The sequence below is a fragment of the Actinotalea soli genome, assembly GCF_017565425.1.
Classification (GTDB): domain Bacteria; phylum Actinomycetota; class Actinomycetes; order Actinomycetales; family Cellulomonadaceae; genus Actinotalea; species Actinotalea soli.
Map to the genome: position 1 here is coordinate 166,810 of NZ_JAGEMK010000006.1, position 23,237 is coordinate 190,046.

18 protein-coding genes are annotated in these 23,237 nt (G+C 71.6%); 8 read left to right on the top strand and 10 right to left on the bottom strand.

Features of this window, described 5'->3' with window-relative positions:
- Window positions 1-103 precede the first annotated feature (103 nt).
- Window positions 104-1,654 carry a GAF domain-containing protein gene (locus J4G33_RS17545; protein WP_208056286.1) on the top strand — a complete coding sequence of 517 codons (1,551 nt, stop codon included), beginning with the start codon at window positions 104-106 and terminating at the stop codon, window positions 1,652-1,654.
- On the opposite strand, the gene J4G33_RS12435 is transcribed toward J4G33_RS17545, so the two are convergent.
- The 4 genes from J4G33_RS12435 to J4G33_RS12450 form a co-directional block, all read right to left on the bottom strand.
- On the bottom strand, window positions 1,655-2,287 hold the full coding sequence (locus J4G33_RS12435; protein WP_307793879.1) for a hypothetical protein: 633 nt from the start codon (window positions 2,285-2,287) through the stop codon (window positions 1,655-1,657). It lies immediately after the preceding gene.
- A 13-nt stretch (window positions 2,288-2,300) separates the two neighbouring features.
- A complete protein-coding gene (locus J4G33_RS12440; RefSeq protein ID WP_243759057.1) occupies window positions 2,301-3,155 on the bottom strand; it encodes a carbohydrate ABC transporter permease in 855 nt (284 codons plus the stop codon).
- Window positions 3,156-3,214: 59 nt separating this feature from the next.
- Entirely contained in the window at window positions 3,215-4,138 is a 924-nt protein-coding gene (locus J4G33_RS12445) for a carbohydrate ABC transporter permease (RefSeq protein ID WP_243759058.1), read from the bottom strand.
- A gap of 86 nt (window positions 4,139-4,224) precedes the next feature.
- Window positions 4,225-5,535: an ABC transporter substrate-binding protein gene (locus J4G33_RS12450; protein ID WP_208056287.1), complete on the bottom strand. Its 1,311-nt coding sequence runs from the start codon at window positions 5,533-5,535 to the stop codon at window positions 4,225-4,227.
- Window positions 5,536-5,763: 228 nt separating this feature from the next.
- On the opposite strand from J4G33_RS12450, the gene J4G33_RS12455 reads away from it, so the two are divergent.
- Both J4G33_RS12455 and J4G33_RS12460 read left to right on the top strand, forming a co-directional pair.
- A complete protein-coding gene (locus J4G33_RS12455; protein ID WP_208056288.1) occupies window positions 5,764-6,975 on the top strand; it encodes an alpha-hydroxy acid oxidase in 1,212 nt (403 codons plus the stop codon).
- Window positions 6,972-8,261 (top strand): MFS transporter, encoded by a 1,290-nt coding sequence (locus J4G33_RS12460; protein WP_208056323.1) that lies wholly within the window; start codon window positions 6,972-6,974, stop codon window positions 8,259-8,261. Before J4G33_RS12455 ends, J4G33_RS12460 begins: the two co-directional genes overlap by 4 nt.
- Here the strand turns inward: J4G33_RS12460 and J4G33_RS12465 are convergent.
- On the bottom strand, window positions 8,255-9,088 hold the full coding sequence (locus J4G33_RS12465) for a CPBP family intramembrane glutamic endopeptidase (protein ID WP_208056289.1): 834 nt from the start codon (window positions 9,086-9,088) through the stop codon (window positions 8,255-8,257). The two genes, J4G33_RS12460 and J4G33_RS12465, sit on opposite strands and share 7 nt — an antisense overlap.
- 80 nt (window positions 9,089-9,168) lie before the next feature.
- On the opposite strand from J4G33_RS12465, the gene J4G33_RS12470 reads away from it, so the two are divergent.
- Window positions 9,169-10,278 (top strand): AAA family ATPase, encoded by a 1,110-nt coding sequence (locus tag J4G33_RS12470; RefSeq protein ID WP_208056290.1) that lies wholly within the window; start codon window positions 9,169-9,171, stop codon window positions 10,276-10,278.
- An 87-nt stretch (window positions 10,279-10,365) separates the two neighbouring features.
- On the opposite strand, the gene J4G33_RS12475 is transcribed toward J4G33_RS12470, so the two are convergent.
- From J4G33_RS12475 to J4G33_RS12490, 4 genes are all read right to left on the bottom strand, one after another.
- Window positions 10,366-11,037, bottom strand: a complete 672-nt coding sequence (locus J4G33_RS12475; protein ID WP_208056291.1) for an NAD(P)H-dependent oxidoreductase — start codon at window positions 11,035-11,037, stop codon at window positions 10,366-10,368.
- On the bottom strand, window positions 11,034-11,468 hold the full coding sequence (locus J4G33_RS12480) for a MarR family winged helix-turn-helix transcriptional regulator (RefSeq protein WP_208056292.1): 435 nt from the start codon (window positions 11,466-11,468) through the stop codon (window positions 11,034-11,036). Before J4G33_RS12480 ends, J4G33_RS12475 begins: the two co-directional genes overlap by 4 nt.
- 180 nt (window positions 11,469-11,648) lie before the next feature.
- On the bottom strand, window positions 11,649-15,185 hold the full coding sequence (locus tag J4G33_RS17635; protein ID WP_305852928.1) for a rhamnogalacturonan lyase family protein: 3,537 nt from the start codon (window positions 15,183-15,185) through the stop codon (window positions 11,649-11,651).
- A gap of 385 nt (window positions 15,186-15,570) precedes the next feature.
- Window positions 15,571-16,560: an aldo/keto reductase gene (locus J4G33_RS12490; protein ID WP_208056325.1), complete on the bottom strand. Its 990-nt coding sequence runs from the start codon at window positions 16,558-16,560 to the stop codon at window positions 15,571-15,573.
- A gap of 136 nt (window positions 16,561-16,696) precedes the next feature.
- On the opposite strand from J4G33_RS12490, the gene J4G33_RS12495 reads away from it, so the two are divergent.
- A complete protein-coding gene (locus J4G33_RS12495; protein WP_208056293.1) occupies window positions 16,697-18,187 on the top strand; it encodes a sugar porter family MFS transporter in 1,491 nt (496 codons plus the stop codon).
- 54 nt (window positions 18,188-18,241) lie between these two features.
- Window positions 18,242-18,535 carry a DUF2277 domain-containing protein gene (locus J4G33_RS12500; RefSeq protein WP_208056294.1) on the top strand — a complete coding sequence of 98 codons (294 nt, stop codon included), beginning with the start codon at window positions 18,242-18,244 and terminating at the stop codon, window positions 18,533-18,535.
- 11 nt (window positions 18,536-18,546) lie between these two features.
- On the opposite strand, the gene J4G33_RS12505 is transcribed toward J4G33_RS12500, so the two are convergent.
- Window positions 18,547-19,554 carry a LacI family DNA-binding transcriptional regulator gene (locus J4G33_RS12505; RefSeq protein WP_208056295.1) on the bottom strand — a complete coding sequence of 336 codons (1,008 nt, stop codon included), beginning with the start codon at window positions 19,552-19,554 and terminating at the stop codon, window positions 18,547-18,549.
- A 154-nt stretch (window positions 19,555-19,708) separates the two neighbouring features.
- Between J4G33_RS12505 and manD the strand changes: the two genes are divergently transcribed.
- A complete protein-coding gene (gene manD / locus J4G33_RS12510; protein WP_208056296.1) occupies window positions 19,709-20,965 on the top strand; it encodes a D-mannonate dehydratase ManD in 1,257 nt (418 codons plus the stop codon).
- Window positions 20,955-23,117: an alpha-glucuronidase gene (locus tag J4G33_RS12515; RefSeq protein WP_208056297.1), complete on the top strand. Its 2,163-nt coding sequence runs from the start codon at window positions 20,955-20,957 to the stop codon at window positions 23,115-23,117. The genes manD and J4G33_RS12515 overlap by 11 nt, the downstream gene beginning before the upstream one ends.
- The last annotated feature ends 120 nt before the right edge of the window (window positions 23,118-23,237 follow it).

Sequence of the window (23,237 nt, forward strand, 5' to 3'; positions counted from 1 at the left end):
TCCGGACATACCCCTCATCTCCCGCAGACCGGAGTCGATCCAGATTCCACGTGGCTCGTCGTCACCCCCCTGCCTGACGTCCCCGCCCCCCCCAGGAGCTCCCATGTTCTCCCGCCGTCCCGCCGCTCAGGCCGCGCAGACCGTCGCCCTCGCCGAGGCGAACGCGAACCTCGAGGCGATCAACGCCGTCGTCGTGGCCCTCGCCTCGACCACCACCGCCGACGAGGCCGTCGCGACGGCCCTGAGCACGGTCCGCCGCTGCTTCGGCTGGGTGTACGGCTCGTACTGGCGGATCTCGGCCGACGGCAAGACCCTGCGCTTCGACCAGGAGTCGGGCGACGCCGGCGCGGAGTTCCGCCGCGTCACCCAGGAGGCGTCCTTCGCCGAGGGCGTCGGCCTGTCGGGCCGCGCCTGGCGCCGTCGCGAGCTGGTCTTCGTCGCCGACCTGGGCACCCTGACCGACTGCGTCCGCGCCCCCGCGGCCCAGCGTGCCGGCGTGCGCTCGGGCGTGTGCTTCCCCCTCTACGAGGACGGCGCCGTCGCCGGGACCATGGACTTCTTCACCACCGAGACCCTGGACCCCTCAGCCGCACGCCTCGACGCCCTGCGCAGCATCGGCGTGCTCGTCTCCCAGGCCATCGAGCGCCTCTCCACCGGCGAGCGCCAGGCCGAGGCCGCCCAGGACACCGCCGCCGTCGCGGCCGTGCTCCGCGGCCTCAGCACCGCGAGCACCCGGGAGCAGGCCCTGGGCACCGCCCTCGACACCATCCGCGCCGGGTTCGGCTGGGCCTACGGCTCGTACTGGGCGATCTCTGACCAGGACCGCGCGCTGCACTTCGTCCAGGAGTCGGGCGACGCGGGCGACGAGTTCCGCCGCGTGACCCGCACGGCCTCCTTCGCGGAGGGCGTGGGCCTGGCCGGCCGGGCCTGGCGCTCGCGCGACCTCCTCTTCGTGCCGGACCTCGCCGACGTGACGGACTGCGTCCGCGCCCCCGCCGCCGGACGGGCGGGGGTCAAGTCCGGCGTGTGCCTGCCCATCGTGGTGGGCGGGCAGGTGGTCGGGACCATGGACTTCTTCGTCACCCACACCATCGCGCTCACCGACGGCCGCGAGCAGGCCCTGCGCAACACGGCCTTCCTCGTGGGACAGGCCCTCGAGCGGTTCGCGTCGGCCGACCGCCTCGAGACCGCCGGCAAGGAGCTGGTCATCTCGATCGAGGAGGTCGAGCGCAACGTCCTCTCGGCCACGACGGTCGCGACCGAGGGGCAGCGCCTGGCCGAGAACGCCAACCGCGAGGTCGCGGGGCTCGGCGAGTCGAGCGTCCAGATCGGCAAGGTGGTCGAGGTCATCCAGTCCATCGCCGCGCAGACCAACCTCCTGGCGCTCAACGCGACCATCGAGGCGGCCCGCGCGGGCGAGGCGGGCCGCGGGTTCGCCGTCGTCGCCAACGAGGTCAAGGAGCTCGCGAACGAGACGGCGCAGGCCACCACCGAGGTCACGGCGAAGATCCAGGCGATCCAGTCCCAGGTGGACGACGTGATCGTCTCGATCGACCAGATCCGCGGCACCGTCGACAAGATCAACGAGACGCAGACCGTGATCAGCGGGGTGCTCACCGAGCAGGTCGCGGTGACCCGGGCCATCCTCAGCTGATCAGCCGAGGCCCTCCTCGGGGTCGGCGTCGCGCAGGTCCCACCGGTTCTCGACCGCGACCGCGGCGAGGACCACGAGCCCGCCGACCACGAGGAGCAGCGGCACGAGCATCCAGACGAGCAGCCCGCACGCCCCGAGGGCCACGACCAGCAGGGCCGAGCCCGCGAGGTCGGCGCGGCTGCGGCGGGCGGAGTCGGCCAGCAGCCGGGTCGCCCGTGCGCCGGGCACCCACCGGGCCGCAGCCCGCAGCACGACGACCAGCAACGCTGCGGCGATCGCGAGGATGACCACGCGGACGACGTCTCCCCCGGGCACCCAGGCCGCGGCCCACAGGTTGAACCCCAGGACGAGCAGGGCGATCGGCAGCACGAGCCCGACCCACCAGAGGTCACGGGCGGCGACGACCATCTCGCGGGCGAGGGCCCCGAGCGTGTCGGGCTCGCCCAGCAGGTGCCGACGCAGGTGACGCACCGAGGCCGCGACGGCGGGCACCGCGGTGACCAGGGGGATGCTCACGACCGCGACGGCCGCCCCGACGACGAGGGTCTCGCCGAGCAGGCCGAGCTTGTCGCGACGCCCCAGCGGGGCCGATCTCCTGGGACCGGCCCCGCTGGTCGCGTCGTCGTGGGTCACGACGACCACCCTCTCAGCCCTTCAGGCCCTGCGTCGCGACGCCCGCCACCAGGTACCGCTGGAAGACGAGGAAGAACAGCAGCACCGGGATCAGGGCCAGGACGGCCATGGCCATCTGGGCGCCGTAGTCCGAGGTCGAGGTCTGGTCGACGAAGATCCGCAGGGCGACCGGCAGCGAGAACAGCGCCGGGTCCTTGAGGTAGAGCAGCGGACCGAAGAAGTCGTTCCACGACCAGATGAACGCGAAGATCGACGCGGTCACGAGGGCCGGCTTCATGAGCGGGAGCATGATCGCCGTGAAGATCCGGATGTGCCCCGCCCCGTCGATGCGCGCGGCCTCGTCGAGCTCGCGCGGCAGGTTCCGCATGAACTGCACCATGAGGAAGACGAAGAACGCCTCCGCCGCGAGGAACTTGCCGATCAGCAGCGGCACGAAGGTGTTCACCAGACCAAGATTGTTGAACACGATGTACTGCGGGATGATCACGACGTGGAACGGCAGCAGCAACGTGCCGATCATCAGGCTGAACCACAGGTTGCGCCCCGGGAAGCTGATCCGCGCGAAGGCGTAGGCGCTCACCGAGGAGGAGAGCGCGATGCCGACCACCGAGCCGACGGCCAGGATCACCGAGTTCCAGAAGAAGGTCCAGAACGAGACCCCGCCGATGCCGTTGAGCGCGGTGACGAAGTTGTCCAGGCTGGCCCCCGTGGGCACCAGGCTCACGTTCCCGACGATCTCCGAGGACGGCTTGAGCGAGGACATGAGCATCCACAGCGCGGGGTAGAGCACCACGGCCGTGAGTGCCAAGGACCCGACGTGGAAGCCCACCGAGCCGAGACGTGACCGGGACCGGTTGCGTCGGCGCAGCTGGGCGCTGCTCTCCTGGGACACCGCGGCCGCGGTGCCGAGGACGGTCTGGTCGGTGCTCACTTGGCCTCCCCGCTGTAGTGCACCCAGTACCTCGAGGTGCGGAAGAAGATCAGGGTCAGCAGGCCGACGACCACCACGAGCACCCAGGCCATCGCCGAGGCGTAGCCCATGCGGAAGTCGACGAAGCCACGCATGTAGAGGTACAGCGTGTAGAAGAGCGTCGAGCCGGCCGGCCCGCCGGTCCCGCCCGAGATGATGAACGCCGAGGCGAAGACCTGGAACGAGTTGATCGTCTCGAGCAGCAGGTTGAAGAAGAGCACCGGGGAGAGCATCGGCAAGGTGATGCTGAAGAACTTCCGCACCGGGCCGGCGCCGTCCACCGAGGACGCCTCGTAGAGCTCGGCCGGGATCTGCTTGAGGCCGGCCAGGAAGATCACCATCGGGGCGCCGAACTGCCATGTCGCCAGCAGCACGAACATCGGCATGGTCATGCTCGGGTTGCCGACCCAGCCACCGGCGTCGAACCCGAGGTTCTGACCGATCTGGTCGACGATGCCGCGGTCGATGAACATCGCCTTCCAGACGATGGCGATCGAGACGCTCGCACCGATGAGCGACGGGGCGTAGAACACCGACCGGTAGAAGCCCTGCCCACGACGGGCGTTGTTGAGCAGCATCGCGACCGCGAGGGCCGCGACCAGCTTGACCGGCGTGCCGACCAGCGCGTAGATCACCGTGACCTTGGCCGACTGCGCGAACCGGGGGTCCGCGAGCAGCATCCGGAAGTTGTCCAACCCGATCCACTCGGGCGCGGAGAACAGGTTGTAGTTGGTGAAGGCCAGGTACAGCGATGCGAGCATGGGGCCCGCCGTCAGGGCGAGGAACCCCAGCAGCCAGGGGGCGAGGAAGGCGTAACCAGCCCGGGTCTCCGCCCCCCGTCGCCGCCGCTTGAGGGCGGACGACGACGGGGTGGCGGTCAGACCTCCGGTGCGGGTCACCCGATCGGTGAGTGCCACGGAAGAGTCCGTTCGTTGGTGGGTCAGACGGACAGGTCAGGCGAGGTGGGTCACTGGGTGGCCATCTCGGCCTCGGTGAACCACAGCTCGACGAACTCGTCGACGGTCACCGACCCGTAGGCGAGCTCCTCGGCGAGCCGCTTGTACTCGGCCTCGATCGACCCGAAGCCCTTGACCGGGACCGGGACGGGCTCGGTCACGTGATCGGCGACGGCCTCCTCGTACTCGACGACCGTGGCGTCGATGCTGCCCTCCTCGAGCTCCATCGCGTCACGCTGGGCCGCGACCGCGGGGACGCCCTTCGAGGTGCCGAAGATGCGCCCGACCTCGGGCTCGTTGAGCAGGAAGTCGATGAACGTCGCAGCAGCCTCGGGGTTGTCGGTGTTCGCACCGGCCGCGAGGAGCATCGACGGCTTGAAGAACATCGCCTTGTCACCGCCGGACCCGGTGGGCACGGGCATCATCTGGATGTCCTCGGTGCCCGAGTCCGCGACGTAGCCGGCCAGGAAGTTGTCCCAGCTGATCTCCGAGGCGGACTCGTTGACGGTGAAGCCGCCCAGGGGCAGCAGCTGGATGCCGCGGGCCACGGGGTAGACCTGCTCGGCGTCACGCAGCGAGGCCGTGAGCTCGAGGAAGGTGGTCATGTCCTCCTCGGTGAAGCCGAAGCTGCCGTCGTCGTTGAAGGGCGTCTTGCCCTCCTGGACGAGCCACTGGAGGAAGAACCAGAAGGTGCCGGTGTAGTCACCGCCGCCGTAGATGGCCTCGCCCTCGGGGGTCTGCTCCCCGGCGTCGGTGACCGCAGCGATGAACTCGTTGAAGTCCTCCCAGGTGTAGTCCTCGCCGGGGGCGTCCACCCCGGTCTGCTCGAGCAGGTTCGGGTTGTAGAACAGGGCGAGGGTGTTGGTGCTGGTCGGGAGGCCGACCTGCGCGTCCTCGATGACCCCGGACTGCAGGAGGGCGTCGTCGAAGCCGCTCACGTCGATCTGCTCGCCCATGTAGGGCGAGAGGTCGAGCAGGTGCTGGTTCTCGGAGTACTCACGCATGTAGGACAGGTCGAACTGCATGACGTCGGGCAGCGAGCGCCCGGCGGCCTCGGTGGACCGGCCGGTCCAGTAGCCGTCCCAGTCGACGAAGGTGCCCTGGACGGTGATGTTCTCGTGCTCCTCCTCGAAGAGCGCGATGGCCTCGTTGTACCGCTCGGCGCGGTCGTCGTTGCCCCACCACGTGAAGGTGAGGGTCACGGGGGCTTCGGGGTCGTAGGCCTCGCCGCTGTCGGTGTCGTCCGCGTCGCCGGAGCACGCGGTCAGGACCAGGGCCGCGGCGGCCGCGACCCCCATGGACTTCAGGGTGAATCGCTTCATCGTGGTGAGCCTCCTTGCTCGGTGGGTAAGCGCTTTCAGACAGTAGGGACGCTCGGCGCGCAGCGTCAACACCCGTGTTTGAATCGTTACAAGAGCACCTTCGACGATCCGGGGTGCTGCCGTCAAGCCCTCTCCGCGAATCGACGCCGCCAGACTCGACGGAGGAGTTGAAACGTTATAATCTGATCGAGCCTCACCGCCCGACATCCCCGTGCCGACGGAGCCACCGTGACCGAGCGCCAGTTCCCGAAGTGGTCCGAGCTCAAGCCCCTCCTGCGGGCCAAGCCGATCGAGCTCGACCCGACCACCCGGCGCCTGGACCGCGCGCTGTCGATCCTCGACCTGCGCCGTGCCGCCAAGCGCCGCACCCCCCGCTCGGTCTTCGACTACACCGACGGTGCGGCCGACGCCGAGATCAGTCTGCGACGGGCCCGCACCCTGTTCCGCAACCTCGAGCTGCGGCCCTCGATCCTCCAGGACGTCTCCGCCGTCGACACGACCACGACGATGCTCGGCCGACCGGCCGCGGTTCCGTTCTCCTTCGCGCCCACCGGCTTCACCCGCCTCATGCACCACGAGGGGGAGAGCGCCGTCGTACGGGTGGCCGGCCGCCGGGGCATCCCCTACGCGCTGTCCACCATGGGCACCACCTCGATCGAGGACGTCGCCGCGGCCTCCCCCGAGGCCCGCAAGTGGTTCCAGCTCTACGTCTGGAAGGACCGCGCCGCCGGAGAGGACCTCATGGCCCGGGCCAAGGCCGCCGGCTACGAGGCACTCCAGCTGACCGTCGACGTCCCCGTCGCGGGGGCCCGGTTGCGCGACGTGCGCAACGGCTTCTCGATCCCCCCGGCCCTGACCGTCAAGACCGTGCTCGACGCCGGGATGCACCCCGCGTGGTGGATGAACCTGCTCACCACCAAGCCGCTGACCTTCGCCTCGCTCTCGGCCTGGGACGGCACCGTCGCCGAGCTGCTCGACCAGCTCTTCGACCCGAGCATGACCCTCGCCGACCTGGAGTGGTTGCGCGCCAGCTGGGACGGGCCGCTGATCATCAAGGGGATCCAGACCGTCGAGGACGCGCGCCGTGTGGTCGAGGCCGGGGCCGACGCCGTCGTGCTCTCGAACCACGGAGGCCGTCAGCTCGACCGCGCCCCCGTCCCCCTCCGCCTGCTGCCCGACGTCGCCGAGGCGGTCGACGGCCGGGCCGAGCTCTGGATGGACACCGGCATCCTCACCGGGGCGGACATCGTCGCGGCCCTCGCCCTCGGCGCCGACGCCACCATGGTCGGCCGGGCCTACCTGTACGGCCTCATGGCCGGTGGGGAGCGGGGCGTGGACCGCGCCGCCGAGATCCTCACCCGCGAGGTCGCCCGCACCATGGCGCTGCTGGGGGTGAGCTCGGTCGACGAGCTCGGCCCGCAGCACGTCCGCCTCCCCTGACCTCGGGCCCCGGGGCCCCGGGCGAGCCCGGCCGGCCGGAGGAGCCGGAGGACCGACCCGCAGGCCCACCGCCGCTGCTGGCGAGCCGGGCGTTCCGGTTCTACCTCTCGGCCCAGGTGCTCGGCAGCAGCGGCGTATGGATGCTGCGCATGGCCAAGGACTGGCTCGTGCTCGAGCTCACCGGCAGCCCCGCCGCGGTCGGGGTCGTCGTGGCCCTGCAGTTCCTGCCCCTCCTCGTCGTCGGACCCCTGGGCGGGGTCATCGCCGACCGGCACGACAAGAGACGGCTCGTCATGGGCGCCCAGGCGGCGTCGGCGGTGGTCGCGATCGTCCTGGCCGTCCTCACCCTGAGCGGCGAGATCGCCGTCTGGCACCTCTACGCCCTGGCCGTCGTCCTGGGCCTGATCACCGCGATCGACATGCCCGCGCGCCAGGTGCTGGTCAACGAGGTGGTCGGTGACGGCCGGCTGCGCCCCGCCATCAGCATGACCAACGCCCTCAACCAGGGTGGCGGGCTGATCGGCCCGGCCATGGCAGGGATCGTGATCGCCGAGGTCGGCCAGGGCTGGGCCTTCGGCGTCAACGGGCTGATCTGCCTGGCCGTCGTGGCCCTCATCGCCGCGATCCGTCCCCGCGAGCTGCACCGCGTGCCCACCAGCCCCCGGGCTCGAGGCCAGCTGCGCGAGGGCTTCCGGTTCGTGACGACCCGGCCCCACCTCCTGTGGGTCGTGGTGCTCGCGGGGTTCATGGGGGCCCTCGGCCTCAACGGCCCGGTGGTGCTCTCGACCTTCGCCGACGAGGTCTGGCAGACCGGGGCGCGGGGCTTCGGGCTCTACAACTCGATCAGCGCCCTCGGGGCCCTCGTCGGCGCGGTGGTCGCGGCCCGGCTCGGGCGGCTGCGGGTGCGGACGGTGGTGATCGGAGCAGGGGTCTTCGGGGTGGCCGAGCTCGCCGCGGCCGGGATGCCCACGCACCTGAGCTTTCTGGTGATGCTCGTCGTCGTCGGCGCGGCGACCCTGTTCTTCCTCACCAGCGCGGCCACCTACGTCCAGCTCGCGGCCGAGCCCTCGGTGCGGGGCCGGGTGATGGCGATCTACTCGCCGATGCTGCTGGGCGGGCACGCCCTCGGCGGGCTGCTCCAGGGCTGGCTGGCCGAGGCCCTCGGGGTGCGCTGGGGGCTCGCCGTCACCGGGATGCTCGCGCTGGCCGCGACCGCCGTCGTCGGGCTGGTGCTGCTGCGGTGGCACCCGCCGCAGGGACCGGTCGAGACGGCGCCCCCTCAGTAGATGAAGATCGCGAACATCTCCGGACGGTGCGCGTGGACGATGGCCATGAACACGATCGCGTCGAAGAGGAGGTGGACGATCAGCACCAGGGTCAGGGACCGGGTGCGCATGAAGATCAGGCCCTGGAGCAGCGCGAACGGGATGGTGAGGGCCGGCCCCCACTCGCGGTAGCCCAGCTCCCACAGGAAGGACACGAAGATCGTCGCCTGCAGGAGGTTCGCCTGCCAGGCCGGGAAGTGACGCAGCAGCAGCGCGAAGCACAGGCAGATGAAGAACAGCTCGTCCCAGGTGCCCACCGCGTTCACCCCGACGAAGAACCTCATCAGCACGCTGCTGTCGGTGATCTCGGGCCAGTTCTGGTAGGCCCCCGAGGTGATGAAGTAGAACGGCAGGATCGCCCAGCCGAGCAGCGGCACCGCCAGGAGGTACCACTTCTCGACGGTCGGCCACTTCTCCCCGGTGCGCCACGGGAACCGGATCGCCCGACGGCGGTACACGAACCGGTCCACGAGGAAGGGCACCAGGACCGCGAGGGTCAGGGCCGTGCCGATGGCGAAGAACCGGTCCCACTCGAGGTCGGCCTCCATCGAGGTGGTGCTGACGATGCTGATGCCCAGGGCGATGAGGAACAGGTCCTTGGCGAGCGGGCGGTGGACCAGGTAGGCGAGGACCAGGCTGAGCACCAGGACGACGTACCCGTGCGGCCTCAGGTGCACCCCGAACAGCAGCACCGCCGAGGCCGAGACCCCGGCGGCCGGCAGCAGCGCCCAGCGGGGGGCGAGCGCCGTCCCGGTGTCGGGATCGGTGGAGGTCGTCGTGGCCGGCACGTGGACAGCATGCCGTGGTGCGTGGCGGGCTGCAGCGTGGGCGTCACCCCCGTGTCACGCCCACCCCCTACAGTCGCCGCATGATCCGGACCGTCGCCGTCGCGGGCTACCGCTCGCTCCAGTACCTGGTCGCCGGGCTCGACCGGCTGACCGTCGTGACCGGGGCGAACGGCACCGGCAAGACGAGCGTCTACCGCGCCCTGCGCCTGCTCGCCGACCTCACCCGCGACGGGGCGCTGACGACCCTCGCGCAGGACGGCGGCATGAGGTCGGCGATGTACGCGGGGCCGTACACGGGCAAGCGGGTCGGCATCCAGCTGGGCTTCGCGAGCGACGACCTGTCCTACGCGATCGACCTCGGGCTGCCGCAGCCGGGCGCGACCCTCTTCGGGCTGGACCCGGAGATCAAGGTCGAGGCGGTCTGGGCCGGGCCCGTGCTGCGCCCTGCGAGCGTTCTCGCCGACCGTCACGGCACCCGGGTGCGCACCCGGGGTGACGACGGCGCGTGGCGGACGGCCGCGTGGAGGCTGGGGACGCACGAGTCCCTGATGTCCGCCCTCGCGGACCCGTCGGAGACCCCCGAGCTCTACGCGATCCGGGAGCAGGCCAAGGGGTGGCGGTTCTACGACCACATGCGCACCGACCCTGACGCCGTCGCGCGGCGGCCGGGCATCGCGACCTTCACGCCGGTGCTGGCTCCGGGCGGGGAAGACCTCGCAGCGGCCCTGACCACCATCGAGCGTGTCGGAGACGCGGACCTGCTCGCCACGACGGTGGCGGACGCCTTCGACGGGGCGACACTCGAGCTCGCGGAGGGCGAGGACGGCACCTGCCGCATCCTGCTGCACCAACCCGGTCTGCGTCGGCCACTCGGAGCCCCCGAGCTCTCCGACGGCACCCTGCGCTACCTGATGCTGGTCGCTGCCTTGCTGTCCCCGCGCCCGCCGGGCCTGCTGGTGCTCAACGAGCCCGAGCAGAGCCTGCACCCGAGCCTGCTGCCGGCCCTCGCCGCCCTCGTCCTGGACGCCGCCGAGCGCTCGCAGGTCGTGGTCGTGACCCACGCGGGCGATCTGGTGCGTGCGCTGCGACCCGAGGCTCAGGTCCTCGAGCTCGAGCGCACGAACGGGTCGACGACCATCGCCGGCCAGCTCACCTTCGAGGGCCCCGCCTGGACCTGGCCCTCCCGCTGAGCCCTCCGACCCTCGCGTCACCGCATCTCGTGTCAGACGCTCGGATACCTGGGGGTACCTGACCTTCTGACACGAGGTGGGGGCGGGTCAGGGGGTGGTGCGCGATGCCGTGGAGAGCTCGGTGCCGGCGCGGGGACGCGGACGACGTCGGGCGTCCCTGCGGCCCATCTCCTCGACGCGGGCCAGCCAGGCCGCGCGCTTCTCGGCGGACGAGAAGCGCACCCGAGGCAGGCGGGTGACGCCGACGGTCTTGACCCCGCAGTACCAGAGCACGGCCTGGGTCAGGGAGGTGACGGCCGCGCGGCGGTACTTGACGGTGTCCCACCACGCCGGGCTGTCCATCGTCATGATCACCCGGGCGGTGCGGCCGGTCAGGCGCTTGTCCCACAGGGCCGAGCTCTCGCGGTAGGCGAAGGCGAACCGGGAGAGGAACACCCGGTCCACGTACCCCTTGAGCACCGCGGGGTAGGTGCCCCACCACTGCGGGAACACGAAGACCAGGTGGTCGGCCTCGCGCACCCCGTCGATCATCTGCTCGACCTCGGGCTCGCGGGCCGGGTCCTGGTCGGGACCGTGCCAGCGCAGCAGGCTGGGCTCGCGCGAGGCGAGGTCGAAGTCGGTCTCGCCGAGGCGCAGGACCGTGACCTCGGCCCCCGCGGCGCGGGCGCCGGCGGCGTAGGCCTCGGCGAGACCTCCGCACAGGCTGTCGCTCCGGGGGTGGCCGAGGACGACGAGGATGCGGGGTCGGGCGGGGATCATGAGGGGGTTCCCTTCGAGAGGACGGCGTCGAGCATGAGGAGCACGTCGGCGTGGGTGCGCTCGAGGTCGAGGTCCGACCTGTCGGCGAACATCTGGGTGAACTCGGCGTCGAGCAGGCCACCGGCCTCGTGGGCGAGACGCAGGCCCTCGTCGGTCAGGGTGAGGAGCACGCGTCGGGCGTTGGCGGGGTCGGCGACCGTGCGGACGTAGCCCTTGGCCTCGAGGCCGGGCACCCGCTTGCTCACGGCGGCCTTGGAGACGCCGAGGCACTCGGCCATGCGCGTGATGTCGAGGGGCTGGCCGTCCTCGAGGACCGCCAGGAAGGTGAACTGGCTGGTGGTGATCCCCCAGCGCTCGGTGAGCACCCCGTCGGCGTAGGCGTTGATCGCCGTGACGAGATGGTTCAACGAGTAGGTGATGCGTCCGCTCATGCAACAAGTCAACGGGTTGACAACCAACGTGTCAACCCGTTGACACCACCCGTCCCCACGCCTCGTGTCAGAACCCGGGGTACCCAGAGGTATCCCAGGTTCTGACACGAGGTAGGGGCGCGGCTCGTGTCAGAACCTCAGGACCCTGGGGGCACCTGAGGTTCTGACACGAGGTCGGGGTTAGTTGACGCGGACCGTGATCTCTCGGGTCTCGGTCACCCCCGCCGCGTTCTCGAGCTCGGCGAGGTAGGTGTACTGCCCAGGCGCCCGACCCGTGATCTCGGTGCGCGCCTGCTGGGCGCCCGGGGTCGCGGCGACGAGGTCCTGGGAGTCGATCAGCTCGCCGTCCTCGAACAACCGGTACGCGGTGGCGTTGGTGCCCCACCACATGTTCATCGTCACGGTGTAGTCCCCGTCCCGGTCCCAGTTGTCGTGCGAGAGCGTGCCCCGTGCCGGGTCGGCGTCGGTCACCCGCACCGTGTGCTCGCGGGAGGTGGAGGTCCCCGCGGCGTTGACCAGCTCCGCGGTGTACACGTACGTCCCGTTCGCCTTGCCCGTCACCGGGACGGCGATCCGCTGGGCCGAGGGCGTGTCGTCCTCGAGAAGCTCCGAGTGGATCAGCTCACCGTCCTCGTACAGCCGGAACACCGTCCCGTTCTGCCCCCACCACAGGTTCGCCGTGACGGTGAAGTCACCGTCACGCAGCCCCGTGTCGTGCCCGTTGTCATCACTCAGCGCGACCTGCCCCGGGGCAGCGTCGGGCACCTGCGGGCCGGCGTGCTCACCCACCGTGCGGATGCTCGGCGCCGCCGGGGCAGCCATGCCCTCACCGAGGAAGAAGCTCGGGTGCGGGGGCTGGTTGTAGGCCACGTTCTGCCAGGCCACCGCCAGGCGGTACTGCGAGTCGTGCATGAGCGTGCGGATGCGGTGCTCGGTCACGTCCGTGGTGGTGAAGACCCGCAGGGCCGAGGAGTCCTCGGTCCGGTAGACGAGCTCCTCGCGCCAGTCGCCGAACAGGTCCGCCTGCAGGGCTGGGGTGCCCTTGGTGTCGTTGTTCGACAGGACGCCCTCTGGCCGCAGGATCTCCACGGCCTCCTCGTTCTCCCAGTCCCACGTCGCGATGGTCGGCTCACCCGTGCGAGGGCCGTCGTCGAAGTCGTGGTCGGTGATCTCCCGGAGCAGGTCACCGTCCCACCAGGTCAGGAAGTTCGCGGCCGGGATCTTCTCGCCGATGAGCGTGCCGTCCGCCGCGACCATGTGTCCCACGGTCGAGTTCCACGCGTAGTCCCCGCCGATCGCCCAGGACTCAGCCCCCTCGTAGCGGGGGTCGATGTCCCCCGAGGCACCGCGGCCGGTGTCACGGTTGCCCGGGAGGTCCCAGATGATCTCGCCGGTGGCGAGGTCACGCATGGCGCCGGCCCGGTTGCCCGAGCAGCTCATGCACTCGTAGACCTGGAAGACCTCGAGGCCCGGACGCGACGGGATGAGGTCGCCCACGTGCATGGCGTCCCCGTGCCCCAGCCCCGCGTTGTTGAGCACCGTGCCGTCGTCGTCGATGGTGAGGGCGCCGAAGATGATCTCGTCCTTCTGGTCGCCGTCGGCGTCGGCCACCGAGAGCTGGTGGTTGCCCTGACCGGCGTACTGGTTACCGGCCACGTCGGAGTCGAAGACCCACCGCTCGACGAGCTCGTCGTCGACGACGTCCCAGGCCGCGATGACTGTCCGGGTGTAGTAGCCGCGCGAGAAGATCACGCTCGGGCTCTCGCCGTCGAGGTACGCGACCCCCGCGAGGAACCTGTCGACGCGGTTGCCGTAGGTGTCACCCCAGGAGCCGACGTTGCCCCGCGGCGGGACGTAGTCGACCGTGTCGAGGGCGACGCCCGTCTCCCCCTCGAAGAGGGTCAGGTACTCAGGGCCGCTCAGCACGTAGCCGCCGGAGTTGCGGTGGTCGGCCTCGGCGTCCCCGATGACGGTGCCCGCCCCGTCGACGGTCGCGTCCGCGGTCTTCATCGTGACCTCGGCCTTCCCGTCGCCGTCCAGGTCGTAGACCATCAGCTGGGTGTAGTGGGCCCCGGCCCGGATGTTGCGGCCCAGGTCGATCCGCCACAGCTGCTCGCCGCCCAGGGTGTAGGCGTCGACGTAGACGTTGCCGGTGTAGCCGGCGCGCGAGTTGTCCTGCGCGTTCGAAGGGTTCCACAGCAGGACGACCTCGTACTGCCCGTCCCCGTCGAGGTCACCGACGCTCGCGTCCCCCGCGCTGTACGTGTACTCCTCGCCCGAGGGGGTGACGCCGCCCTCGGGCTTGTTCAGCGGGATGTCGAGGTGACCGTCGGCCCAGACCTCGAAGGCCTCGGTCGCATCCGCCTCGGTGCCCTCGCCGACCACGGTGACGCGGTAGGTCGAGTCGACGGCGCCGTCCTCGTCGAGCAGGTTCGTCGAGCCGGTGAGCGGCGCGTCGTTGATCCGCACGCCGTCGCGGTAGACGTTGAAGGCCACCGAGTCCGGGTCGGTGCCGAGCTGGCGCCAGCCCACGTACACGCCGTCGTCGGTGGCCACGGCCACGGGCGAGCGATCCAGGTACTCGGCCTCGCGGACCAGGGTGGTCACCGCGGGGGTGGTCAGGACCTCGGAGTACTCCGAGGAGCCCCCTGCGCTGATCGCCGCGACCCGGTAGTGGTACTCGACCGTGGTGAGCACGTCGGTGTCCGTGAAGGAGGCGTCCGTGACGCGCTCGACCGTCGAGAACGGCCCGTCCGCGCGCGTGGCACGCTGCACGTCGTAGGCGATCGCGCCGTCGACCGGCTGCCAGGTGAAGCTCAGCCGGTCACGCTCGACCTCGCCCACCGCGAGGCCCGACGGCGCGGGCGGGGCCTCGACCCCGTCCTCGACGACGGCGACCTCGAGGGGCTCGCTGGTGCGTCCCACGCGCCCGTCGGCGTCGAGCCCGGTCACGGTGTACTCGTAGCGACCGGCCAGGACGACGTCGGTGTCGGTGAAGCCGGTGCCCTCCTGCTCGCTGACGGTCTGCGGCTCACCGCCCGGGACGGCGCGGTCGACGCGGTAGCCGGCGAGCTGCTCGCTCGCGTCCCACGCGAGGGTGACCGACGGCGGGTCGGTGGTGACCTCGGTCGCGACCAGGCCGGTGGGGGCCGGGAGCGCCGACTGGATGGTGATCCCGTTGAGCCGTGGCGAGCTGCCTCCGACCAGGATGGTCATCTGGCCGTCCTCGACCACGACCGGGTCGAAGACGCGCTCGTTGATGACTGCGGAGCCGGCGCCCTGGTCTCCGTAGGCCACCCCCTCGATCGTGTAAGTGGTGCGCGAGGAGGCGATGTGGTCCCCCGACCACGTGGTGACGGTGTACTCGCCGTCGGGCAGGTCGACGGCGAACTCGGCGCCGTCGCCGACGGGCGGCAGCACGAAGTCACGGCGCAGGGCGTCCACGGCCGAGCCACGGTCCCGGTCGTTGAGCTGACCGAGGGGGGTGGTGAACCCGAAACCGGTCTCGGCGTCGTAGGCCATGGCTCGGGTGACGGCGGTGAACCCCTCGGCGACCGGGGCGCCCGCGGGCTGGAAGTCGAAGCGCAGGTCGACCGGGCCGTCGCCCGGGTCTGCCGCCGCGGTGGGCATGACCGCCATGGTGGCGACCATGGCCCCGGCGGCGGCCAGGGCGGTGGGGACGACGCGCGATCGGCGCCGTGGGACGGGTGGTGTCATCGGAGCTGCTCCCGGTGGTGGGTCGGCCCGGCGCCAGGCGCCCGCGGGGCGGGCCGGGGGCAGCCCCGTCGGGGCGGCGCTCCGACCCTCTCCTCGGTGATCGACGTTGATGGACCGAGTGAATCGTTTCATGGATACGGGAAGCGCATTCCCGCGGTCACTGTTTACCAACCCCGAGGCGCCAAGGTCAACGCCCCGCCCCAACTCGTGTCAGAAGGAGAGATACCCGGAGCGCCCCCAGCTTCTGACCCGAGATCCCGCACCCCTCGTGTCAGAACCTCATATACCTCTAGGTATCCAGGGTTCTGACACGAGATCTGCGGGGGTGCGGCGAGGGGCCGGGGCGGAGGGTGGGGGCGCGGCGTGCTCGCGCTGAGCGGTCCGGCTAGCGGGCCGTGCCGTCGACGGCGTGCTCCTCGATCGCGGTGAGCTCGGCGGCGGTGAGCGCGGGGCCGCGCAGGGCCGCCACGTTGTCCTCGAGCTGGGCGACGCTGCTGGCCCCGATGATCGCCGAGGTGACCCGCTCGTCGCGCAGCACCCAGCTGAGCGCGAGCTGGGCCAGGCTCTGCCCGCGCTGCTCGGCGATCGCGGCCAGGCCCCGGGCCCGCTCGAGGTAGGTCTCGGAGATCCGCTCGGGCCGCAGGAAGTGCCCGACGGCGGCCCGCGACCCCTCGGGCACGTCGCCCGACAGGTACTTCCCGGTAAGCATGCCCTGGGCGAGCGGGCTGAACACGATCATCCCCACACCCAGGTCACCGACGGCGTCGAGCAGGCTCTCCTGCTGCCCGTCGGCGACCTTCTCGACGTGCCGGTTGAACATCGAGTAGCTCGGCTGGTGGATGAGCAGCGGGGTGCCCATCTCCCCCAGGATCCGCGCGGCCTCCCGGGTGGCCGAGGGCGAGTAGTTCGACACCCCCGCGTACAGCGCGCGCCCGCTGGTGACCGCGGTGTGCAGGGCCCCCATGGTCTCCTCGAGCGGGACCGTGGGGTCGGGGCGGTGCGAGTAGAAGATGTCGACGTACTCGAGGCCCGTGCGGCGCAACGACTGGTCGAGGGAGGACAGCAGGTACTTGCGCGAGCCACCGTCGCCGTAGGGCCCGGGCCACATGTCGTACCCGGCCTTGGAGGACACGACGAGCTCGTCGCGGTAGGGGCGCAGGTCGCGCGCGAGCACCTGGCCGAAGGTCTCCTCCGCGGCGCCGTAGGGCGGGCCGTAGTTGTTCGCGAGGTCGAGGTGGGTGATACCCAGGTCGAAGGCACGGAGCAGGATCGCGCGCTGGGTCTCGTACCGGTGGCCGTGGCCGAAGTTGTGCCACAGCCCGAGGCTCAGCGCGGGCAGGTCCAGCCCGCTGCGCCCGGTGCGGCGGTAGGTCATCGAGGCGTAGCGGTCGTCGGCAGCGACGTGGGGAGTGGTCACGGCAGCACGCTACCGGTGCCCACCGACGAGGGCCGCGGAGTGCCGCCGACGCGCTCCGATGGTGGCCGAACCCCAGCAGGCTTACGTTGCCCCCATGGCTCACGACCAGGGTTCCGCAGACCAGTCATCATCCTCCTCGTCGGGGTCACCCGACGAGGAGCGGTACAACACCTCGCGCGCAGTGCTGCTCGCGGCCGTCGCGGCCCTGGGCGGGTTCCTGTTCGGGTTCGACACCGCGGTCATCAACGGTGCGGTCACGGCCATCCGCGAGGAGTTCGGCATGGGCTCGGGCCTGACCGGCTTCGCGGTCGCCTCGGCCCTGCTGGGCTGCGCCCTCGGGGCGTGGCTGGCCGGTCGCCTGGCCGACCGCCAGGGCCGTGTCCGCGTGATGATGCTGGCCTCGGCCCTCTTCACCATCAGCGCGATCGGCTCCGGTCTCGCCCAGGGGCCCTGGGACCTCATCCTGTGGCGCGTGATCGGCGGGCTCGGCGTCGGCGCCGCCTCGGTGATCGCCCCGGCCTACATCGCGGAGATCTCCCCCGCGAGCATCCGGGGTCGTCTCGGCTCGCTGCAGCAGCTCGCGATCGTCATCGGCATCTTCGTGGCGCTGCTGTCGAACTACTTCATCGCGACCAGCGCGGGCGGTGCGGGCCAGCCCTCGCTCTTCGGCCTCGAGGCCTGGCGCGTGATGTTCATGACCGAGCTGATCCCGGCCGTCGCCTACGGGCTCCTCGCGCTCACCATCCCCGAGTCCCCGCGGTACCTCGTCTCCCAGGGGGAGGACCGCACCGCACGCAAGGTCCTCGGCTCGGTCCTCAGGTCCGGGATCGACGAGCGCCTCCGCGAGATCAAGCGCACCGTCTCGCGCGAGACGCGGTCCTCGGTACGCGACCTCAAGGGCCCGGCCCTGGGTCTGCTGCCGATCGTCTGGGTCGGGATCCTGCTGTCGTTGTTCCAGCAGTTCGTCGGGATCAACGTGATCTTCTACTACTCCTCGGCGCTGTGGCAGCAGGTGGGCTTCAGCGAGGAGGACTCGATGGCGGTCACCGTCATCACCTCGGTCACGAACATCGTCGTGACGCTGATCGCGATCGCCTTCATCGACAAGGTCGGACGACGGCGCCTGCTCCTCACCGGGTCGGCGGGCATGTTCGTGAGCCTGGGCGCCCTGGCGTGGATCTTCGCGACGGCGCCGCTCGAGGACGGCGAGCCGGCCCTCACAGGGACAGCGGGCACCGTGGCGCTGATCGCCGCGAACCTCTTCGTGGTGTTCTTCGGGATGTCCTGGGGGCCGACGGTGTGGGTGCTGCTCGGGGAGATGTTCACCAACCGGATCCGGGCCAGCGCCCTCGGGGTCGCGGCCGGGGCCCAGTGGCTCGGCAACTTCGCCATCTCGACGACGTTCCCGATCCTCGCCGACGCCGGCCTGGGCATCGCCTACGGCCTGTACACGACCTTCGCGCTGCTCTCCTTCTTCTTCGTCTGGCTCTTCGTCCCCGAGACCAAGGGCCGCCAGCTCGAGGACATGGTCGACACGGGCGGTCGCGTGCGCCGCGACCGGCCCGCCCCGGCCACCCCCGGCTGAGCACGCGACGGGAGGGCATTCCCCCGCCCGACGACGAGGCGTAGCGTCGGCAGCATGTGCCGAAGCATCCACACCCTGCACAACCTCGCCCCGGCAGCGACGGACGACGAGGTCCACGCGGCTGCGCTGCAGTACGTGCGCAAGCTCGCGGGGACCTCGAAGCCCTCGCGGGCCAACCAGGAGGCCTTCGACCGTGCCGTCGCCGAGGTCGAGCACGCCACCCGGCACCTGCTCGGGGCCCTGGTCACCTCGGCCCCGCCCAAGGACCGCGAGGCCGAGGCCGCCAAGAAGCGCGCGCGCTTCGAGGCCCGGCAGCGTGCCGGTGCTGCTGTCTCCGCGACGGCCTGACCGACCTGCCGTCAGCGGGGCACCGACCCCGTCGACCCCCGCACCACCAGGTGGGTCGGCAGCTCGACCACGCGCGCGCCGCCCCTCGCACCGGCCGCCAACCGTCGCAGCAGCAGGTCGGCCGCGGCTGCCCCGGCCCTCTCGACCGGCACCGCCACCGTGGTGAGCCCCGGGCGCACGAGGTCCGTCCCGAAGATGTCGTCGCAGCCCACCACGCTGACCTCGTCGGGAACGGTCGTCCCCCGCTCGGCGAACCTGTCGAGGATCCCGAAGGCCAGCAGGTCGTTGAAGGCGATGACCGCGGAGCAGCCGTGCAGCAGCGTCGCGTCGGCCGCGGCAGGTCCGCCCTCGCGGCGCGGCACGTAAGGTCCCGTCACGACGAGCTCGACGTCGAGCCCGCCCGCGGCCGCGATCAACGCCTCGCGCCGCTGCCGGTCCGACCACGACCGGCGCGGTCCCCCCGCGTACGCGACCCGGCGGTGCCCGAGAGACGCGAGGTGCTGCAGCGCGTGCACGACTCCCCCGGCCGTGTCGATCAGGACCCGGGGTCCCGGCACGTCGCGGTTGACGGTCACCACGGGGAACTCCTCCGCCCAGGCGGTGACGCTCGCCTCGTCGGCCCGCGGCGCGGCGAGCACCACGCCGTCGACCGAGCCGCGCAGCTCGGCCATGACCTGCTCCTCGCGCTCGACGGACTCCTCGGTGTCGGCGAGCACGTGCACGAACCCCGCGTCACGCAGCCGGGACTGCACCCCGCGCACCATGCCGAAGAAGAGCGGGTTCGCGGTGTCGGGCACCACGAGGGCCACGGTGCGGGTGCGGCCCGAGGTGAGGGCCCGGGCCGAGGCCGACGGGACGTAGCCGAGCTCCTCGGCGACCGCGCGGACCCGCGCCTCGGTCTGTGCGCCGACGCGTCCGGGGCGGGTGAGGGCGCGCGAGGCGGTCGAGACGGCGACCCCGCTACGGAGCGCGACGTCGCGCAGCGTCGGCCCGCGGCCCAGGTCAGGCCGGTCGCTCATGGCCCCTCCTGGCGGTCGACGCGGTCGGCGCCCGTCGGCGCGATCGCCCTCATCCTGCCCGCCCGACACCCGGGAGGGCAACGATGGCAAACGCTTGCCAGCGGTCGCGGGCCGGACCTAGGCTCGGTCAGGACGTCGTCGTCCCGGAGGACCCATGACCTTGGACCAGCCCGCACCGTCGCGGGGCACCACCATCCGTTCGGCCGAGGTCCTCGTGACGAGCCCGGGCCGCAACTTCGTGACGCTGCGCATCACCACGCAGGACGGCGTCGTCGGGCTGGGTGACGCGACCCTCAACGGGCGCGAGCTCGCGGTGGCCTCGTACCTGCAGGACCACGTCGTCCCGATGCTGATCGGCCGCGACGCGCACCGCATCGAGGACACCTGGCAGATGCTGCACCGCGGGGCGTACTGGCGCCGCGGACCGGTCACCATGTGCGCGATCGCCGCGGTCGACGTCGCCCTGTGGGACATCAAGGCGCGGATCGCCGGGCTGCCGCTCTACCAGCTGCTCGGCGGGGCCTCGCGCGAGGGGATCATGGCCTACGGGCACGCCTCGGGGCGCGACCTGCCCGAGCTCATGGACTCGATCCGCGCGCAGCAGGCGGCGGGGTTCCGGTCCATCCGGGTGCAGAGCTCGGTGCCGGGGGTCGACAAGATCTACGGGGTCCCGGCCGCGCCGTCGTCGGGCACCTACGACTACGAGCCGGCCCAGCGCGCGCCGCTGCCCGTCGAGGAGGACTGGGACACCCGCGCGTACCTGCGCCACCTGCCCCAGGTGCTCGAGGCGGTGCGCAACGAGTTCGGCCCCGAGCTGCCGCTGCTCCACGACGCGCACCACCGCCTGACCCCCAACGAGGCCGCGCGCCTGGGCCGGGCGGTCGAGCCCTTCGACCTGTTCTGGCTCGAGGACTGCACCCCCGCGGACAACCCCGAGGGCCTGCGGCTCGTCCGCCAGAGCACCACCACGCCCCTGGCGATCGGCGAGGTGCTGACCTCGGTCTGGGACTACCGCCAGCTGCTGAGCGAGCAGCTGATCGACTACGTGCGCTCCTCCGTCACCCACGCGGGCGGGATCACGGGCCTGCGCCGGATCGTCGACCTGGCAGCCCTGCACCAGGTCCGCACCGGCTTCCACGGCCCGACGGACATCTCACCGGTGGGCATGGCCGCCGCGCTGCACCTGGACCTCGCGATCCACAACCTCGGCATCCAGGAGTACATGCAGCACAGCGCGCTGACCGGCGAGGTCTTCGGCCAGAGCTTCCGGTGGTCGGGAGGCCTGCTCCACCCGGGCGAGGAGCCCGGCCTGGGCGTGACCTACGACGACGACGCCGCGGCCCGGCACCCGTACTCCCCCGCCTACCTGCCCCTCAACCGACTCAAGGACGGCACCATCCATGACTGGTGAGAACCCGGCCCACACGGACGCCCTCCCCGCCGCCCACCCCGCCTGGTTGCCCGACGACGTCTGGCGGCCCCTCGGCTCGCGACGGGTGCTCGTGGCGCTCGGGCCGGACGCCGGGCCCGTGGGTGGCACCGTGGTGACCGAGGTCCGACGCGCGGTCGAGGCCTTCGGCGGGTCCGTCACCGTGAGCACCCCGGAGGACCTCGTCGACCCCGACCGGGCCGTCGCGCACGACGTCGTGCTGCTGGTCGCGGAACGTGCAGCCCAGCCCGGGTCGGCCGCGATGCGGCACACCGAGCCCGTGCAGGACCCCCACGCCGGGCTCGTCACGGCGGTGACCGGCGGCGACCTCGACGGGACAGCGGGCCCCCTGATCGGGGAGGAGACCTTCCTGCGCGGCCGGCGCGACGGCCGCACGACGGTGGTCGCCGGAGGGAGCCGCGCCCTGCTCTACGGACTGCACGACCTGGTCCGAGCCGGCGAGACGGCGTTCACGGCCGACCAGCCGATGACCTGGGACCTGCCCACCCAGCCGATCCGCATGCTCGACCACTGGGACAACCTGACCGTGCATCCCGTCATGGGCCAGGTCGAACGCGGGTACGCGGGCGGGTCGATCTTCTGGTCCGAGGGCCGGCTGCGGACGGACCTCTCGCGGGTCGAGGGGTACGCACGGCTGCTCGGCTCGATCGGCATCAACGCGGTCTCGGTCAACAACGTGAACGTCGACCTGCTCGAGGCGCGCCTGCTGACCGAGGGGCTCGAGGACGTCGCCCGGCTGGCGGAGATCTTCCGGCCGCACGGCGTCCGCACCTACCTGTCGGTCTCGTTCGGGTCCCCTCGCACCCTGGGCGGGCTCTCGACCGCGGATCCCCGGGACCCTGCCGTCCAGCGCTGGTGGACCGAGGCCGCGGACCGCGTGTGGGCGCGCATCCCGGACTTCGGCGGGTTCGTCATCAAGGCCGACTCCGAGGGGCAGCCGGGGCCGTTCGCCTACGGCCGGGACCACGCCGACGGGGCGAACCTGTTGGCCCGGGCCGTGGCCCCGCACGGTGGCACGATCTTCTGGCGGGCCTTCGTCTACGACCACCAGCAGGACTGGCGGGACCGGTCCACCGACCGGGCCCGGGCCGCCTACGACCATTTCGCGCCGCTCGACGGACGGTTCGACGAGAACGTCGTCGTGCAGGTCAAGCACGGGCCGCTCGACTTCCAGACCCGCGAGGCCGTCTCCCCCGTGATCGCCGCGATGCCGCGCACCCGGTTGGCCGTCGAGCTGCAGGTCACCCAGGAGTACACCGGCCAGCAGAAGCACGTGTGCTACCTGGGGCCGTGGTGGTCCGAGCTGCTCGGGTTCCCGCTGTGGGGGACGCGCGGACCGACCGTGGCCGACGTCGCCGCGGGGCGCGGTCCGGGTGGGCTCGCCGGGGGCGTCGCCGCCGTCTCGAACGTGGGGACCGACGAGTTCTGGTGCGGGCACCCGCTCGCCCAGGCCAACCTGTACGCCTTCGGGCGGCTGGCCTGGGACGCGAGCCTCGACCCGGTCGACCTGCTCGACGAGTGGATCAGGCTGACCTTCGGTGAGGACCCTGCGGTCGCCTCGGCCCTGCACGAGGTCATGGACGAGTCCTGGCGCACCTACGAGGACTACACGGCCCCGCTGGGCGTGGGGTTCATGGTGAGCCCCACCAACCAGCACTACGGCCCTGCGGTGGACGGCTACGAGTACTCGCGCTGGGGCACCTACCACTTCGCCGACCGCGACGGGGTGGGTGTGGACCGCACCCGCGCGACGGGCACCGGGTACACGGGCCAGTACCCCGAGCCGTGGAGCGAGACCTACGAGCACCTCGAGACCTGCCCCGACGAGCTGCTGCTCTTCTTCCACCACGTCCCCTACGGTCACGTGCTGCACAGCGGGTCGACCGTGATCCAGCACATCTACGACACGCACTTCCGCGGGGTCGAGCGCGTCGAGGGGATGGTCGCGGTGTGGGCCGAGCTCGAGGGCCGGGTCGACGACGGGCTCTTCGTCCGCGTCACGGAGCGGCTCGGCGAGCAGCTCCGCTCGGCCCGCGAGTGGCGGGACCAGATCACCACGTACTTCTGGCGGAAGTCCGGAGTGCCGGACGAGCGGGGGCGCCGGCTGTACTGAGGGTGCGGGCCTCGCGCGCGACGGGCTGAGGGCGGAGGTCCCTCCAGGCGCCCGTGCGCGAGACCCGGCGGCCCCTGCCCGGACGCCGTGGATGTCAGACCCCACTCGTACACTTGTTCG

Coding starts and splice junctions, on each gene's coding strand:
- J4G33_RS12490 (WP_208056325.1), bottom strand. CDS start 16,560: ATGACCTACCGCCGCACCGGGCGCAGCGGGCTGGACCTGCCCGCGCTG.
- J4G33_RS17635 (WP_305852928.1), bottom strand. CDS start 15,185: ATGACACCACCCGTCCCACGGCGCCGATCGCGCGTCGTCCCCACCGCC.
- J4G33_RS12450 (WP_208056287.1), bottom strand. CDS start 5,535: ATGAAGCGATTCACCCTGAAGTCCATGGGGGTCGCGGCCGCCGCGGCC.
- J4G33_RS12480 (WP_208056292.1), bottom strand. CDS start 11,468: ATGAGCGGACGCATCACCTACTCGTTGAACCATCTCGTCACGGCGATC.
- J4G33_RS12475 (WP_208056291.1), bottom strand. CDS start 11,037: ATGATCCCCGCCCGACCCCGCATCCTCGTCGTCCTCGGCCACCCCCGG.
- J4G33_RS12515 (WP_208056297.1), top strand. CDS start 20,955: ATGACTGGTGAGAACCCGGCCCACACGGACGCCCTCCCCGCCGCCCAC.
- J4G33_RS17545 (WP_208056286.1), top strand. CDS start 104: ATGTTCTCCCGCCGTCCCGCCGCTCAGGCCGCGCAGACCGTCGCCCTC.
- J4G33_RS12505 (WP_208056295.1), bottom strand. CDS start 19,554: ATGAGCGACCGGCCTGACCTGGGCCGCGGGCCGACGCTGCGCGACGTC.
- J4G33_RS12495 (WP_208056293.1), top strand. CDS start 16,697: ATGGCTCACGACCAGGGTTCCGCAGACCAGTCATCATCCTCCTCGTCG.
- J4G33_RS12500 (WP_208056294.1), top strand. CDS start 18,242: ATGTGCCGAAGCATCCACACCCTGCACAACCTCGCCCCGGCAGCGACG.
- J4G33_RS12470 (WP_208056290.1), top strand. CDS start 9,169: ATGATCCGGACCGTCGCCGTCGCGGGCTACCGCTCGCTCCAGTACCTG.
- manD (WP_208056296.1), top strand. CDS start 19,709: ATGACCTTGGACCAGCCCGCACCGTCGCGGGGCACCACCATCCGTTCG.